The sequence below is a fragment of the Micromonospora sp. WMMA1949 genome (genome assembly GCF_027460145.1).
Classification (GTDB): Bacteria; Actinomycetota; Actinomycetes; order Mycobacteriales; family Micromonosporaceae; genus Micromonospora.
This window is the reverse complement of record NZ_JAPZBG010000001.1, coordinates 102,671-117,366: the sequence shown is the minus strand read 5'-3', so window position 1 is coordinate 117,366 and position 14,696 is coordinate 102,671. Positions and strand designations below refer to the sequence as shown.

Here is a 14,696-nt window from a genome sequence, read left to right as displayed (position 1 = left end):
GACCGGTCTGCCGACGACCATGGCAACGGGAGTGGACATCATGCTCGACGTACGCCACCTCGATCTCGAGGAGATCGCCACGGCGCTGCAGGACCAGAACGCGTACGAGTACCGCTGGCTCATCGATCCGGCCAGCGGGGAGATCCTGATGTGGACGGCTGATGGCGGCATCGACGGGAAGACGCCGGTGGACCTGGATGAACTCGACCTGGTCCTGATCGAGGCGTTACCGCCCTCCGTCTGGCACCGCGACATGGTCGACTTTGCCGAGCGGGTCAGCGACGAGCAGGCGGGCCGCAGGCTCTTACGGGCCGTCCAAGGCAGGGGTGCCTTCCGACGGTTCAGGGACGAACTGCACGACGAGTATCCGCACCTGCTGACGGTCTGGCACGCCTTCCATCAGGCTCGGGCAACCCGCCGGGCCATTGACTGGCTGCTCGACAGCTGCCTGATCGATGACGTTGTCGCGAGCCGCTGTCGGACCGAGCACCCTGACCCGGACGTGCCATGAGTCGAGCAGGCCGAGGAGACGGAGGCAGCAGAGCAGCCTGATCGAACCTATTCGACTGCTCGGAGTAGGGCGGTCCGCCATGCAGAGACGCGAGCCCGCATTTCGGCGACTTCATGCGGCGCCAGACCGTAGTCGGTGAAGTCTTCGTCGTCGAAGCGGTCGACGTGGCGAAGCATCGTGGCGAACATGCTCCGGTCGAATCCGTCGTCGGCGGCGTGCGCGAGGTCGCAGAGCTGGTCGAGGGTGTACCGGCCGCTGCTGATGGCGGCATCGATGTCGAGGAAGTCGCGGGCGGCTGCCCGGTTGTAGAGGGCGTCCATCTTGCCTGCCATCACGTCATCGGGGTGCAGGACCGGACCGATGTCCATCTGGACTGGCGGCTGAGCGCGCCAGTTCGCGACCAGTTCCACGCGGTGCTGCTGGTCTGGGTGGGCCGGTTCGGTGACGTGTAGCCGAGCGAACGTGTCGAGCCGCAGATCGATGTCGACGCGGAAGCCCTCGGCGCGATAGGCGGTGATCACCTCGTCGACGGCGGTGGGGAAGTCGGCGCGGCGTTGCCAGTCGGCGAACAGATCGACGTCTTCACTGGGGCGGTCGAGGATGCCATGGGCGGCGATCGCATGCCCGCCGGCCAACGCGAACCCGTATTGGCCGCCGACCTGCAGGGCGATCTGCGCCAGCCGGCGATGGATCGGCGGGGTCTGCTCGGCCACTATGCGGCGTGCCGGCGCGCTCTGGCCAGTTCGGGAAACCGCGCTTCCCACAGATGGCGAACCTGCGGAGGCAACACCAAGCTCGGCCACAGACGCAGCAACGTCGCGCCGTCCAGCCATTGGGTGAGGTCATCGGGCGCGGTCGCCTCGCGCAGCACGGTCTCGTACATGCTGGCCAGGCGCCTGGGTCTGCTCGTGTCGTAGCGGGCCCGCCCGGACCAGTCGAGCCGGCGATCCAGGCTCACGACGCCGCTCGTTGGTCCCCGTAGATCGTCGAGCCGGTCGGCGACGACGTAGGGCCGCTGGTCGGCGTAGCGGGAACCGGCGGGGGCTCCGCCGGTGTTGGCACCACTCATGATCGACCAGCCTCCTCAGGCTGCTTCGTGACGACAACGTTATGGCCCACGGTAGTGGACGGTGCGACGGGCGAAGGGCTCGCGGCACTGTGTCGGACCCCATCCAGCCTGACATCGATGATCGGCCCATTGGCGGTCGCGCGACGCCGCAGGCCGGCCGGACTGCCTGGCAGAGGAAGTCCTTGACGATCCGCGGTAACGAGCTCGGTAACGGAGGGCATCACAGCGGGCGGATGAGACGGCAAGGCGCGGTACGGAACAGCATTTTGGGGCGTCGTTATTGTCCGATTCCGCCGACGTTTCAGCCTGTTCCGGCATGCCGTGACAGAATTGTTGTCAAACTGGGGGTCAAGGGGTCGTCGGTTCGAATCCGGCCGTCCCGACAAAGAAAAAGCCCTGACCAGCGGAAACGCTGGTCAGGGCTTTGATTTTCTTCGATGGAGATTTGAACCGCCCCCCGAAAACCCCCCGTTTACGCGGTGCGGCAACCAAGTTCGTCATCGGTGTGCATCGTTCTCTCCTGGCGGCGGTCCTTGGCTGCTCGGGTGGCTGCCGAGCCGTTCGAGGATGCCGGACACGTCTGGGGCTTGTACCGGCTTGGCGATGTAGTAGGTGTCGGTGACCTCCTCGCTGGAGTGCCCGAGCTGCGCTGCCGCGCTCTTGGTATCGATCTCCTCCTTGATGAGGGTGGCGACGGTCTTTCGGAAGGTGTGCGGGGTGACCCAGTCGAGGTCGGCCTCGGCGCGGGCCTGGCGCCACTGACGGCGGACGTTGTTGGGGGAGAGCCAGGTGCCTCGTCGGGAAGCGAAGATCGCGTCGTGGGGGTTGTCCGCGGCGGTGAGTTTGCGGGCCATGAGCATGCCGACCGCGAACCGGGGGAGGACGACCCTCCGATAGCCGGCATCGCTCTTGGTCCAGGGCTGTCGGAAGAAGCCCTGGCTCTTGATGAAGACCAGCGTTCCGCAGATCGTCAGGGTTGATCGTTCGGCGGCGAGGTCCAGGTCCTCCCAGCGGAGGGCGAGGATCTCGCCGATACGGGCGCCGGTGGCGAGCATGAGGTCGACGACGTCGGCCAGGTCGCCGCTGTGCCGAGGACCGGGCTTACCAGGGATCGGTCGCTGCCATTCGCGGATGGCCGTACGGACGGCTTGGAGTTGCTCGGCGGACAGGATGACGACGGTGCGGCGGGGTTTGCGGAGTCGGCCGGTGTCGCGGACCGGGTTGGTGGGGATGGCGCCGTGGCGTACGGCCAGAGCGAACATCTGACTGATTACCACCTTCACGCCTTTGGCGGCTGAGGGGCGGTCCTTGGCGATGTCGCGTAGGAACCGGTCGAGGCGTCCGACGCTGGCTTCCCGGACTCGGAGGTTGCCGAGGGCGGGCAGGATCGAGGTGCGGACGCTGGTCGCGTATCGGTGGATGGTTTGTGGCGCTATGCGCTCCTCGGCGGTGATCTCTTCGATCCATAGTTCGGCGAGGGCGTTGATGCGGGTTTCGCGGGTGATCTCGTCGTCGGTGGGGGTGGCACGGTCGCGGAGTTTGGCCTTCAGGGTCCGTTCGGCGGCCGGGCCTGTGGTGTCGGTGGCCTCGATGTCGCGGGTGATGCCGTCGTAGTCGCGGAACCGGGCGCGTGCCCGGAATCTCTTCGGGCCGAGTTTCTCGATCCGGATTTTTCCGGAGGTGCCGATGGCCAGTTCAGGTCGGGCCATGGTTCACCGCTCCGCGTCGGTGTGGTCTTCGAGCCAGCGCTCGACCTCGCTGCGCCGGTAGCGCAGGGTGTTGCCGACGCGGATGGCGCGAGGGCCCTTGCCTCGGCTGTGCCAGGCGTAGAGGGTGTTCTTGGGCTTGCCCAACCAGGCCGCGAGGTCGTCGATGGTCAGGAGTGGGTCTGGTCGCCATTCGGAGGCGGCGGGGCCGTTCATCGCCGGTCCAGGACGTCGGTCGAACCGGGCTGCCAGCGGCGCGTCGTGCGGTTGGCAGTTGGCCGGCGTGCGTCGGCACCTGGTCTGGATTCCGGGCCGGTTCGGGGTCGGGGCGGGCATGGATCATGCTTCCTTTTGTTGGCCCGGCGTTGCTGGGGCCGGGGGTGAACGGGGTCGTCGCTACGACCCGCGGGTGCGGCATCTGACAGCTGTGGCCGTCTATCCATCCGTCGTGTCCCCCATGGGTCAAGCCAAGGGCTGGGCTCGTCCTCGAAGAGGCATTGCAGGCTCTGTATCGATCGCGGACGGACGGCGTCCCCCTGGTCCTGCGGAGCGCTGGATGGCGGGCAGAGGGCGTCAGTCGAGCCCTCGCTCGCCAGTTGCGAGACGCGGTGCGTCCCCGTACCGAACTGGGTGTGGAAACGTGCGATCCGGGGCGCGGTGCTCGCGCGCCCGGTCATCTCGATGCAGATTGGGAAGTTCTGGAGTGTTCTCATCGTCAGTTGCCTTTCGGTCAGGCTGATGTGTGGGTTGGTGCTGGTCGTGGTCTGCGATATCCGGGCGCGTGGAACCGGTGACCTCCTTGCGTCAGAGGGCATGCGTGGCTGGCCCGCCGAGCAGAGAGGCTCGGCAGGCTGGCTGGATTGAATGGACGGCCCGCCGAGATCGGCGGGCCGTCATCTGTTGGAGCGCTGCCTGGTGCTCACGCCGGTGGCGCCGTCATTGGCCGGACAGCGGTGAGTCCCGAGGGTTGGCGCCGGTGTTTGCTCTGACGACTCGTCAGGCTGTGTGGCTGCTGCCCGCGAGTCGGCGCAATGCCTGCCCGGCGCCGGGGTAGGCGAGCCGCAATGTGTACGCGGCGAGTTGGACGGCCCACCAGGTGAGGGCGACGAGGTAACCGACCAGCAGAGCGCTGCTGGTGTCGCTGGTGAAGACGATGGCGTAGCCGATGGCGAGGCCGGGGACCGTGATGGTGCGGGTGGTGCGGCTTCGGCTGGTGGTCAGGGCGGTGGCGATGCCGAGCAGTGCTGCTCCGGCGCTGCCGATGAGGCCGGGCATGCCGGTCAGGTCGACCGGTGGGGTGAGGGTGATCGCCGCGCGCATGAGGCAGATGCCGGTGGTTGCGATGGCGGCGGGCAGGGCCGCCGGACGGGTGCGCGCGAGCCAGTTGGACAGTTGCGGAGCCGCGATGCGGGGAGCGGTGGCGGCGATGATTGCGGCGCAGACAGCGAGGGGGAGTGCGGAGCCGAGCGTCCATTTCAGGTATGGCTCGTAGCCGAACTGGACGGCGGTGCCGGTGGCGAGGCCGTAGAGGGCGGCGGCGGTTGATCCGCCGACGGCGGCGGCGAGGTATCCGCGTCTGATGAGGTGGCCGGTGGTGGGTCTAGTGGTGGCTGCGTCGGTGGTGCCGGCGAGCCAGGTGGTGGGGGCGAGGTGCGCCACGGCGAATGCGGTGAGCATGGTGAGGGCACCGGCGACGCCCAGTTGAGGCAGGGAGAGGCGGACGCCGACGATCTGGACGGAGTAGGTCGTGACGATGTCCGCGGTGAGGATGGTCTGTAGGAGCACGGTGAGCGAGCAAACGCCGAGAATGATGGCGCTGGTCAGGTCACGGACGCGGAGCCGAACTCGTGGCAGTGCGGTGTCGTTGGCGGTGCTTGCTGTCTGGTGATGGGCTGCGGTGAGCGAGAGGGCGCCGTCAGCGAGGGCATGGGAGTGACCGTCGAGGGCGTTCGGAGTGTGCCCGGTGACGGCCGCGAGGCGTTCCTGCAGACCCGGGATTGCTCGGGCTTCCCGGTGGATCACATGGCTGAGGTGCTGCTGGCCGATGTCGGCGGCGTCGAGGATGCCTTGCACGGCAGTGGCGGCGTCGTCGAGGAGGGGCTGCGCTGCGGCGGTGACGTCGTCGCGGGTCAGAACGGCCGGTGGGCGGGGCGAGGGCAGGAGAACGGGTGCGCGTTCCTGAGTGGAGAGGGCGGTCCTGGCCTGGCGGATGGACTCCAGGAGTGCCGCGTCGGCTGGCTCGGGTGTGGCCTCTTTTTCGGTTCGTTGTGTGGGGTCGTCTGCGATGCTGCGGTTCAAGAGGTGCTGCGCGAGGTCTCGGTCCAGGTCGCGGCTCGGGCTCACCTGGCGGGTGGCGAGTTCCTGGTACCCATCGCGGCTGGCTTGCAGGACGGTCAGCGTGATTGGACGCCGCTCGGCGTCGCAGATCAGCAGACATGTGCCATTCGGGACGTGGCCGGCGGTCGCGTAAGCGGCGAGTGCTGCTGGCGCGGTGACCATGGCCGGTGCGGGCAGGCCGGCCCGGGCTGCCGCGTCGGTGAGATGCCCCCGTCGGCGCGGTCCCCAGGCCGACGGGATGGTCACGGTCAGAGCGGCGACCGGTACGGCGACTTGGCGGACTGCCTGGTCAGCGATGTACCACAACTGCCCGGCGAGCAGCTGTACGGCGTCCACCGGCGGCTCGGCGTCAGCCGCGTGCAGGAGGTCCACCGGGTCGCGGATGAACTGGTGACCTACCGAGGGCTCCGGCAGCCCGCTGACGCCGGGGTGAAGTTGACCGGCGGGGTCGATCACGATGCCGTGCGGCATGACGATGCGGCCGTTGAGCAGGACGGGGATCCGGGTGCCATCGCGGTCGACGGTGGCGGCGATTGCCGACGACGTGAGATCGATCGATAGTCGCGTGCCCCCGCTTGGCATGCGAGGCAGTCTCTCCCGACCGGGGCGTAGATCGTCAACCACGTTCTCGTCCCGTGATCGATTGTGCGCGCATGGTGAGAATCCTTCCTGACAGGATGGCCCTCGATGGGTATCGCCGTGTATGCGAGAGGAAAGGGATCTACCAAGCGGGGGGACGGACAGGATGTCGCAGCAATCCCCGGACAGCGGCAACCGGCTAGCCGAATACGCGCGTCCCACGGTCTACGTCCCGCCCGCGTCGACACCGCCGCGCGACACAGCGGGGCGGGTGTCCTCCGTGATCCGACCAGTCCGGGCGACCGTAGCCACGGTCGTGTTCCTGGCCGGGGTACCGGCGCTGCTGGTGTCCCTTGACGGGAACCCGCTGCGGAGGTGGCCGTCGTGGACGCAGGTGGTGGCATGGTTCGAGCAGCCGAATGAACGGTTCACCTCGACCGTCCTGGCCGGCGCGGCCGTCTGGGCGGTGTGGCTGTTGTGGGCCGTGCTCGCGCTGCTGCTGATCGCCGAGCTGATCGCGCTGGCGACCCGATGGCGGATCCCGGTGCTACGGCTTCCCGCACCACTGCACCGGCTCGTGTTCGGCCTGGCCGGCACCGCGGCGATCGCCGTCACCTCCGTCGGCCAACTGAACACCGGCGGCGCTCGACCACCGGCGGCCGTTGACGCGGCCGAGGCAGCGGCTGTTCCTCAGCAAGCCCTCGCGCAAGGTCCGGCACTGATTCAGGTCGGCAACACCCGCTACCTGTACACCGTCGAGCGACACGACACCCTGTCGAAGATTGCCAAGCAGTGGCTCGGTGACGCCGGCCGCTGGCCGGAAATCTGCCGCATGAACAAGCATCGCCACTTTCCCCAGGTCGGCGGCACCCTGCGCGACTGCGACTTGATCTACCCGGGCTGGGAACTGCGGCTACCCGCCGATGCCCAACCCCCACAGACCGCCATCCCGGGCCGCCGCCCGCGCTCACCACGACCGGGCACCGTCGCCCCCTCCCCACCGCCGAGCAACCCGCCGGAAGCCCCGCAGCCCGCCAATCCGCCCACGCCGGAAAGCCACGAGACGGCTGCTGCCTCCAAGAGCTCTTCGGCGACCACACCCACCGCACCGGATGCCGAGTCACCCACCGACGCTCCCACGCGGCCTTCGTCCTCGCCGGAAGCCGACGGCGCGCAACGCCCGCAGGACGCCGACCACCAGCGGGGTTTGCAGCTGACCTCCGCGGAGTGGCTTCCCTGGTCCCTCGCCGCCGCCATCAGCGCGGCGGCTGCCCTGGTGTGGCGACAACGCCGGCGCCGCTACACCGGAGACCCCCACGACGATCCACCCACTCACCTGCCGCCTTCGGTGGCCGAGCTACGCCGTGCCGTGGCCCGGAACCCCGAACTCCCGCACTCCGACGACGGGGCACCACTGGCCGCCCTTGTCCCGCTGCCGCCCGGTGGCGTCGGCCTCGTCGGCGACGGCGCAGCTCCCGCCGCACGCGCCACCCTCGTAGCAGCGCTGGCTTCCGGCGACCCGCAACACCCCAACGCGCATGGCGAGGTCGTCATCGACGCCGCCACCCTCACCACGCTGCTCGGCACCGAAATGACGACCGTCAGCTCATGGCCGCGCCTGCATATCACCGACACCCTCGACGACGCACTCACCACGATCGAGACCCTGCTGCTGCACCGCAGCCGCCTTCTCGACGAACAGACGCTGACCGACCCCGACGAGCAGCAACAACCCAAGGCTCCGGAAGTAGAGGTTCTGTCTCCGGTCGTCCTCATCACAGAGACACCAGCCGCAGCAGCCGCAGCCCGCGTCAAAGCGGCTCTGGCCGCGGGCGCCAGCAGGCAGGTATTCGCGGTACTGCTTGGTGAGTGGCCCACCGGCGTCACCATTGACGTAGCCCCAGACGGACGGGCCACCCTCATATCCGGTCGGCCAACCGAACCGCTACCGCCGCGCCTACCCGTGCTCGAACCCACCACAGCGATCCAGACCTTGACCACGCTGCGCGAAGCACAAACCGGCGAACCTCCAGCGACAACCTCGCCAGGCGTACCGGCCACGGTCATTGCCCTGCACGCCAGCCGGAACGACGCGGCATCTCAGGATCAGCCCGCGGCAACTGCAACTCCCTCCGCCGCTGTCGTCGGGAAGGCCCGACTTCGGGTGCTCGGCCCGCCGCGGATCGAGGACATCACCAAACCGGGACGGCCCCTGCGCGCCAAAGCCCTCGAACTCGCCGTCTTCCTGGCCTGCCACCCCGACGGCGTCACCACCCGCGACATCGGCGAATACCTCGAACCCGACGCCCGCCTCAGCCAAGCAGACCAACGCGTACACACCAACGCTTCGAACCTGCGACACGTCCTCGGCCGTGCCGGCACCGCCGAGACCAAAAACGCCTACATCATCAAAACCGCCGGCCGGTACCGACTCGACCCGACGACGGTCGACGTCGACGTGTGGACTCTCCGCGACCTCATGCGTCGCGCCACCATCGCCACCGGACTGCGCCGCCACGAACTGTTGACCGCCGCCTGCGAGCTCTACGACGCGCCACTGGCCGAGGGGCAGGACTACGAGTGGCTCCAACCCCACCGCGAGACGGTGCGCCGCTGGGGCACCGAAGCCCACCTACTCCTCGCCGAAGACCTGCTTAACCAAGACCCGCAGACCGCATCAGACCTGCTGAACAAAGCCATCGTCCTAGACCGGTACAACGAAGCCCTCTACACCAAGGCTATGCACGCCCGGCACGCCCTCGGCGATGCCGACGGCATTCGTACGCTTCTGCGCGCCCTGACGAGAGTGCTCGCCGACCTCGACGCCCAACCGAGCGAAGACACCATCGCCCTAGGGCGTGTCCTGTCGATCATGGGAGCCAGATGACGGCAGCGATCAGGACGAGGCCGGCTCGGTAGAGGGATGCGCGTTTGGCGTATCGAGTTGCTAGGTCACGCCACTGCTTGAGCCGGTTGAAGCAGCGTTCCACGACGTTGCGCTTCTTGTAGATCGCCTTGTCGAAGGCCGGTGGTCGCCCGCCGTGGCTGCCCTTGGCGGCCCGGCGAGCGACCTGGTCGCTGCGTTCCGGGATGACGTGCCGGATCCCGCGTTGTCGCAGGGCTCGCCGGGTCGAGTCATGTGCATAGCCCTTGTCCGCGATCAGCACCTCCGGTCGCTTGCGGGGCCGACCCGGCCCGGGCTCGTTGACGCGGATCGCGTCCAGCAGCGCCAACAGCTGCGGGTTGTCGCCGGCTTGGCCGGGGGTGAGCAGGATCGACAGCGGCCGTCCGCGTCCGTCGACCGCGAGGTGAATCTTCGTGCTCAACCCGCCGCGGGACCGGCCGATGGCCTCGCCATCCTGCGCACCAGGCGTCGCCGCACTTGCCGGGGAGCCCCCTTTTTGCGGGCGCCAGCGGCATGCTGGTGCGCCCGCACGATCGACGAGTCGATGCTGATCGTCCACTGCACCGGTGTGCCGTCATCGTGCACCTGCGCCGCCGCGAGGATCCGATCCCATGTCCCGTCAGCGGTCCAGCGGCGTAGCCGTTCGTGGCAGGTCTTCCACGGCCCGAAGCGTTCCGGCAGGTCACGCCACGGCGCACCCGTACGCAGCTTCCACAAGATCCCGTTGATGACCTGACGGTGATCCCGCCACCGCCCCCGAGCTCCGCCAGGTTCCGGTAGCAGCGGCGCGATCACCGCCCACGCCTCATCGGTCAACTCACCACGACGCACCACCGGCACATCGTCAACGATCAACCACTACATGATCGGCAGGACACGCCCTAGGCGGCGGGCACGCGCAACTCGTCCCGTCCTGCGGCCTGTTCCTCCCTTGTCCGGTCTGTGACTCCGTGCCCGGCGAACGGTGCATCAACGTGCCCGGTCATCCGCTGGCCAACACCACCCTCCACCCCCAGCGCGTCCAGTTGGCGGAGCGGGCGCTGCGGGGAGAGGTGCCACTGCCCTCGTCCCTCGCCTGACCGGCCAGCCTCACTCGCCGGCGTCGGCGCCGGGCCGGGGTCTGACGGGCGCAGTCGGGACGCCGCGGTCACCGCGTCGGTCATCGTCGACAGGTCCACAGTGCAGAGACTCGACGCGTCGGGGGATGGAAGGTCGAGTCCCGCGTGCACTAGCCTGCGGCGCATGCGGACCGAGCGCGGGGTACGTCGATCTCTGCTGGCCGCCCTTGTCCTCACGGTGACCAGCATCGTCGTGAACTACTCGACGTCCCAGGTGCCCACCTTCCTGGCCGGCAACCTGTGGCTGGCGTGGGCGCTGACCGTCCTGTGCGTGGTCGCCTACCTGGTGCTGGAGTTCCGGCCCACCGCGGATCCGGCGGAGCTGGGACACGTCAGCCTGCGGGTGAGGCGACGTCACCTGCGTCCCGCCCTCGAACTGGACGCGATCCCGGTCGCCTCGAACGTCCGGATCAGCGCGGTCGAGTACGGCGAGGGCCCGCAGAAGCGGGTGCTGGTCCCGGGCCGCGACCTGTACGTCCTACCGGCCGACTGGTCGCTTGCCGCAGCGGAGGGGGCGAACCCCCGCAGGGTCGACCTGCGCACCGCCTTGACCGGGGCGGACCTCGCCCGGGCCACGCCGCTGCCCCATCGATTCGTGGTGCGCGGCACGTGTCGCGCGGCGGCCGGTGTCGTCCTGCACATCATCACGGACCTCGCCTACCTGCAAGCCGTCTCCGGACGGCCCCCGCACCGTCGCTTCGCCGCGGTCGGGCTGCTCGACCGCGGCGGCATACTGCCGTACGTCGACGGAGCGGCCCTGCACGCCGGGCAGGTCGAGGTGGCGCGATCGACGGGTACGCCGGGACTGGTCGTCGCGGTCGAGTGCATCGGCGGCCGGCCGGTGTCCCGTACGCCCTACCTTCTGGTCGTCCGTGCCGGGATCCGCTATCCCGAGGACGTCTGGCGCTCACCGGCGACCGGTCGCCCGCTCCTGTCGGATCCGGACCCGGAACGTGCCCGGGTGGCGTTCGAGTCGCCGCAGCCGAACGGGCTGGCGACCGACATGTTCGCCTGTGACCTCGACGGCCGAAGGATGAACAACCTGACCCGCAAGAGCGTCGACAGCTACGACGGTTTCGGGGACGGCACGCAGGTGACGTGGGTGGACCAGAAGCACCTGCGGGTGTTCTCGGAACTGGCTCCCGACCAGAGCACGCGCATCGTCCAGGACCGGGTCGAGGGGCGGCGTCGCCACGGCGACGAGGCGCGGTAGTCCGCCGGATCGGCGCACCCTCCGGCCACTGCCCTTCGAGGGTCGATCGATCAAGGAGTTCGTGTCAGGATCCATCGCGCGCTTGCGGCAGGCCCGCGTATCGTCCCGGTCGAGTGCAGTCAGGAGCATCACGGCCCCACTGAGCCATTTTCATCGTGATCGAGGGCTCCTGAGCAGGCGCGTAGCGGAGTGTCGCTGCTCCAGATAGGACGAAGCTCCCGGTAGGACAGCAGTCGACCAAGGCGCACTGCCCAGCACAGGAGCTTCGTTGCTGACCTATCCTGCCAGCATCCCGCTGTCCACGCCTGGGTCGCGCCAGGACGTGGTGGTGGTGCCGGTCAGCCGGCGGATGAGGTTCGCCGTCGAGGCCCACCAGGTGCGTGACACCGCGGAGGCGGGTCGGCTCTCGTATTCACGGACCAGACGGCGGTGCAGCATCAGGGTGCCGTTGGTCTGCTCCACTACCCACCGGCGGGCGATCGGCACGAACCCGGCCGTGGTGTCGGAGCGTTTGACCTGCTCGACGTCGATGCCGTTCACGGCGCCGTGGATCTGCACGTCGTCTTTGAACCCGGCGTCGACCCATGCCTTGGTCACCGTCGGGGTGTGAGCCACGACGTTGTCCAGCAGTCGCACGCCGATCGCGTTGTCGGTGACCGACGCCGCGGTGACCACGACCGCGATGATCAAACCGAGGGCGTCGACGGCCAGGCCCCGCTTGCGGCCCGGGACCTTCTTGCCGGCGTCCTTGCCGGTCGTCGCTGCCGGGACGTGGTTGGCGGCCCGGATCGACTGTGTGTCCAACACCACCGCGGTCGGGTCCTCTGCCCGGCCGGCCTTCTCCCGCGCCTGGCAGCGCAGCAGATCGTGGATCACCTGGTCGGTGCCGTCATCACGCCACAGAGCGAAGTAGTAGTAGGTGGCCGACTTTGGCGGCAGGTCGTGCGGCAGGTACGCCCACTGACAGCCGGTCCGGTTGGTAGAAGATCGCGTTCACGATCTCCCGCAGCTCGTAGCGGCCCTGATGCCCCGACACCGACGGATGCCGGTCCTTCCACGCCTGCAGGAACGGACCGACCACCGCCCACTGCTCGTCGGTCAGGTCACTCGGATACGCCGCTCGCTCGCCCATGATCGGCCCAACGCGACCGGGACCTCACCGGTTACGACCATCGCTCGCATTCACATCCCGAGCCAAGCCCACAATGGGCAAAGGCTACCGAACCGCCCTCTCAGGCAGCGTCCTCCAAGCCAGCGGCCTTGCGTAGCGCGACAATCAGATTTTTAACGGCGGTGTTGAATGCGACCAAATATGGATCGTCGGGCTCCACTTCCGGCTGGCCATGCTCGTCTACTGGGGCTTCCTCGAGCGCGTGCCAGCGTAGCGCCGAGTCCGCATCTTGGAACGCATCCCACTTCTTGATGAGGTCGCCCGTGCCGAGTAAGTGGAGTCGACCGCCGATCGTGGCTGCTGTCGTCCAGTCCGGGCTCGCTCGGTTCGTCTCGTACGGATCATCCGGATCACCTGACATTTCCAGCTGCTGCTTGCGCGCGTAGGCGAACTGCATCGCGTCGGCGTAGACGCTCAGTTGCTGGTCGTAGCGCCTGGCTTGGGCCGCGTTCCGTGCTGCGAATCGGCCCTGCAGAACCGGGGAGAGGACCCCTACGGTGGTGGTAGCGATGAGTCCGGCGATCGAGACAACGACGGTGGCGTTCACGGCGCTGCAGCCTACGCGGTGATGTGCTGCCGCGGGAACGAGACGTTGGTGCAAGCCGAGATAGTCCCGGCAGCACCGCGACCTGCAGACGAGTCGTTGAGGGGCCAAGATCGGATGCACGGTTCTGCCGCGATCCGCGCGCCAATCCGCGTCTACCGACCCTTCGTCGTGGGTGTCTAGACTGGATCGTCGAGTCGCACTTCAGTCGATGGTTGAGCAGATGCGAGGGCCAAGGCACCCGGCAAGCGGCATCTGGCGGCATCGACTGTCCCGAACCCAGGAACGTGCCCTTCTCAAGCCGGCTCCTTGACAATCCGTCGGATCTTGGCGATCTGGTCGTTCCAGCTGCTCAGTTGAGTGATCTTGACGACGTCGCCGGTCTGCGGGGCTTGGATGATGAGTCCTTCGCCGAGGTACATGCCGACGTGGCGTGGGTGGGCCAGGGTGCCGTTGCTGCCGGGGATCAGGATGAGGTCGCCGGGTAGCAGGCGCGTCGGGCTAGCTACTGGTGTGCCGGCATTGGCTTGGTCGGTGGTGATGCGGGGGATGGAGATGCCGGCTGCTCGGTAGGCGGCTTGCATCAGGGATGAGCAGTCGCACTGTTTGTGGGGTTCGTTGGCGTGGGGGTCGGTGCACGTGCCGCCGAAGTGGTAGGGCGTGCCGAGTTGGGCAGCGGCCCAGAACACTGCGGTTGTCACGGCTGGCGGGGTGTCGGAGGGCAGCGTGAATCCGGCCGGTAGGGCGGCCAGTGCGTCGGGGGTGCAGTCAGGGAGGGTGCTGGTGAGCTGCTCCACTAGGCGGAGGGCATCGTTGGTCCATGTGGCGTACGCGTTGGGGTAGGCCGAGGCTTGGACCGCCTGGGCGGCCTCAGTAAGCGGCATCGATTCCCAGCCGGAAATTGTGAGGAGCTTGTCGAAGAACTTGCCTGCTTGATAGGCGGGTTCAGACAGTTGCGCGACGGTGCCCCATCCCTGGCTGGGGCGTTGTTGGAACACCCCGATGGAGTCGTGGTCGTTGCGGGTGCTTAGATGCGGCAGGTTGCGGAGGCGGGATTCCTGCATGGCGGCGGCGACAGCGATGACCCAGCCCCATCGAGGGACGCCTTTGGTGACGCCGATGTCGATGATGATCGCGGCTACGTCAACTTGCTCGACATCCCAGGCACCGACGGTAGGCGGTCGCCCGGAGGGATGCATGTTGGGTAGAGCGGCGGCGCCGCACCCTTTGGAGCCGCCGCCCATGACGGCCGTCAGCAGGAGCATGGGCAGGCCGAGGCAGGCAACGACGACGAGGCTGACAATGCCGGTGATGGCTCTGGTCATGGCGGCGGCCTTTCAATACGGCTGGGGATAGCTGATCGGACAGGGACAGCCGGGAGCTGTCGGTGTACGGGTTCCGGTGCAGAGCCAGGTACGCCAAATGTGCAGGCATGGGCGAGTGGCGCTGGGGACCTTGGGGTGCCGGTCCGCCCCGGCGACGCACGTCCGTTGCTTACGATGAGTAACCGGCGGAGGTGGGCCTTCGCCCGAATCGCGGCATA

12 protein-coding genes and 2 pseudogenes are annotated in these 14,696 nt (G+C 68.1%); 4 read left to right on the top strand and 10 right to left on the bottom strand.

What is annotated here, in order from left to right; translation table 11 throughout:
* The first annotated feature begins 40 nt into the window (after positions 1-40).
* On the top strand, positions 41-511 hold the full coding sequence (locus O7607_RS00440) for a UPF0158 family protein (RefSeq protein WP_269700232.1): 471 nt from the start codon (positions 41-43) through the stop codon (positions 509-511).
* A gap of 47 nt (positions 512-558) precedes the next feature.
* On the opposite strand, the gene O7607_RS00435 is transcribed toward O7607_RS00440, so the two are convergent.
* The 5 genes from O7607_RS00435 to O7607_RS00415 form a co-directional block, all read right to left on the bottom strand.
* Positions 559-1,224: a nucleotidyl transferase AbiEii/AbiGii toxin family protein gene (locus tag O7607_RS00435; RefSeq protein ID WP_269700231.1), complete on the bottom strand. Its 666-nt coding sequence runs from the start codon at positions 1,222-1,224 to the stop codon at positions 559-561.
* Positions 1,224-1,580 (bottom strand): hypothetical protein, encoded by a 357-nt coding sequence (locus O7607_RS00430; RefSeq protein WP_269700230.1) that lies wholly within the window; start codon positions 1,578-1,580, stop codon positions 1,224-1,226. Before O7607_RS00430 ends, O7607_RS00435 begins: the two co-directional genes overlap by 1 nt.
* 497 nt (positions 1,581-2,077) lie before the next feature.
* The gene (locus tag O7607_RS00425; protein ID WP_269700229.1) at positions 2,078-3,289 is read right to left on the bottom strand and encodes a tyrosine-type recombinase/integrase; all 1,212 of its coding nucleotides are present in this window, start codon (positions 3,287-3,289) and stop codon (positions 2,078-2,080) included.
* Positions 3,290-3,292: 3 nt separating this feature from the next.
* Positions 3,293-3,502 (bottom strand): helix-turn-helix transcriptional regulator, encoded by a 210-nt coding sequence (locus O7607_RS00420; RefSeq protein WP_030504821.1) that lies wholly within the window; start codon positions 3,500-3,502, stop codon positions 3,293-3,295.
* 780 nt (positions 3,503-4,282) lie between these two features.
* Positions 4,283-6,205 carry a hypothetical protein gene (locus O7607_RS00415; protein WP_269700228.1) on the bottom strand — a complete coding sequence of 641 codons (1,923 nt, stop codon included), beginning with the start codon at positions 6,203-6,205 and terminating at the stop codon, positions 4,283-4,285.
* 394 nt (positions 6,206-6,599) lie between these two features.
* Here O7607_RS00415 and O7607_RS00410 point away from each other — a divergent pair, with 394 nt between their 5' ends.
* Positions 6,600-9,089, top strand: coding sequence for a LysM peptidoglycan-binding domain-containing protein (locus tag O7607_RS00410; RefSeq protein ID WP_269700227.1), 2,490 nt, complete (start codon positions 6,600-6,602; stop codon positions 9,087-9,089).
* Here the strand turns inward: O7607_RS00410 and O7607_RS00405 are convergent.
* Together O7607_RS00405 and O7607_RS30520 are read right to left on the bottom strand one after the other, a co-directional pair.
* Positions 9,073-9,666 carry an IS5 family transposase gene (locus tag O7607_RS00405; protein ID WP_442929436.1) on the bottom strand — a complete coding sequence of 198 codons (594 nt, stop codon included), beginning with the start codon at positions 9,664-9,666 and terminating at the stop codon, positions 9,073-9,075. The two genes, O7607_RS00410 and O7607_RS00405, sit on opposite strands and share 17 nt — an antisense overlap.
* A 14-nt stretch (positions 9,667-9,680) precedes the next feature.
* A pseudogene (locus tag O7607_RS30520) lies at positions 9,681-9,902 on the bottom strand (transposase); the annotation flags it as partial.
* 125 nt (positions 9,903-10,027) lie between these two features.
* On the opposite strand from O7607_RS30520, the gene O7607_RS30515 reads away from it, so the two are divergent.
* Entirely contained in the window at positions 10,028-10,186 is a 159-nt protein-coding gene (locus tag O7607_RS30515) for a zinc finger domain-containing protein (protein ID WP_420914987.1), read from the top strand.
* Between the two features lie 163 nt (positions 10,187-10,349).
* Positions 10,350-11,438 carry a hypothetical protein gene (locus tag O7607_RS00400; protein ID WP_146074803.1) on the top strand — a complete coding sequence of 363 codons (1,089 nt, stop codon included), beginning with the start codon at positions 10,350-10,352 and terminating at the stop codon, positions 11,436-11,438.
* 276 nt (positions 11,439-11,714) lie between these two features.
* Here the strand turns inward: O7607_RS00400 and O7607_RS00395 are convergent.
* From O7607_RS00395 to O7607_RS00380, 3 genes and pseudogenes are all read right to left on the bottom strand, one after another.
* A pseudogene (locus tag O7607_RS00395) lies at positions 11,715-12,570 on the bottom strand (IS5 family transposase).
* Positions 12,571-12,670: 100 nt separating this feature from the next.
* Positions 12,671-13,156: a hypothetical protein gene (locus O7607_RS00385; protein WP_116510039.1), complete on the bottom strand. Its 486-nt coding sequence runs from the start codon at positions 13,154-13,156 to the stop codon at positions 12,671-12,673.
* Positions 13,157-13,449: 293 nt separating this feature from the next.
* Positions 13,450-14,478, bottom strand: a complete 1,029-nt coding sequence (locus O7607_RS00380) for a C40 family peptidase (RefSeq protein ID WP_104113260.1) — start codon at positions 14,476-14,478, stop codon at positions 13,450-13,452.
* Positions 14,479-14,696 lie beyond the last annotated feature (218 nt).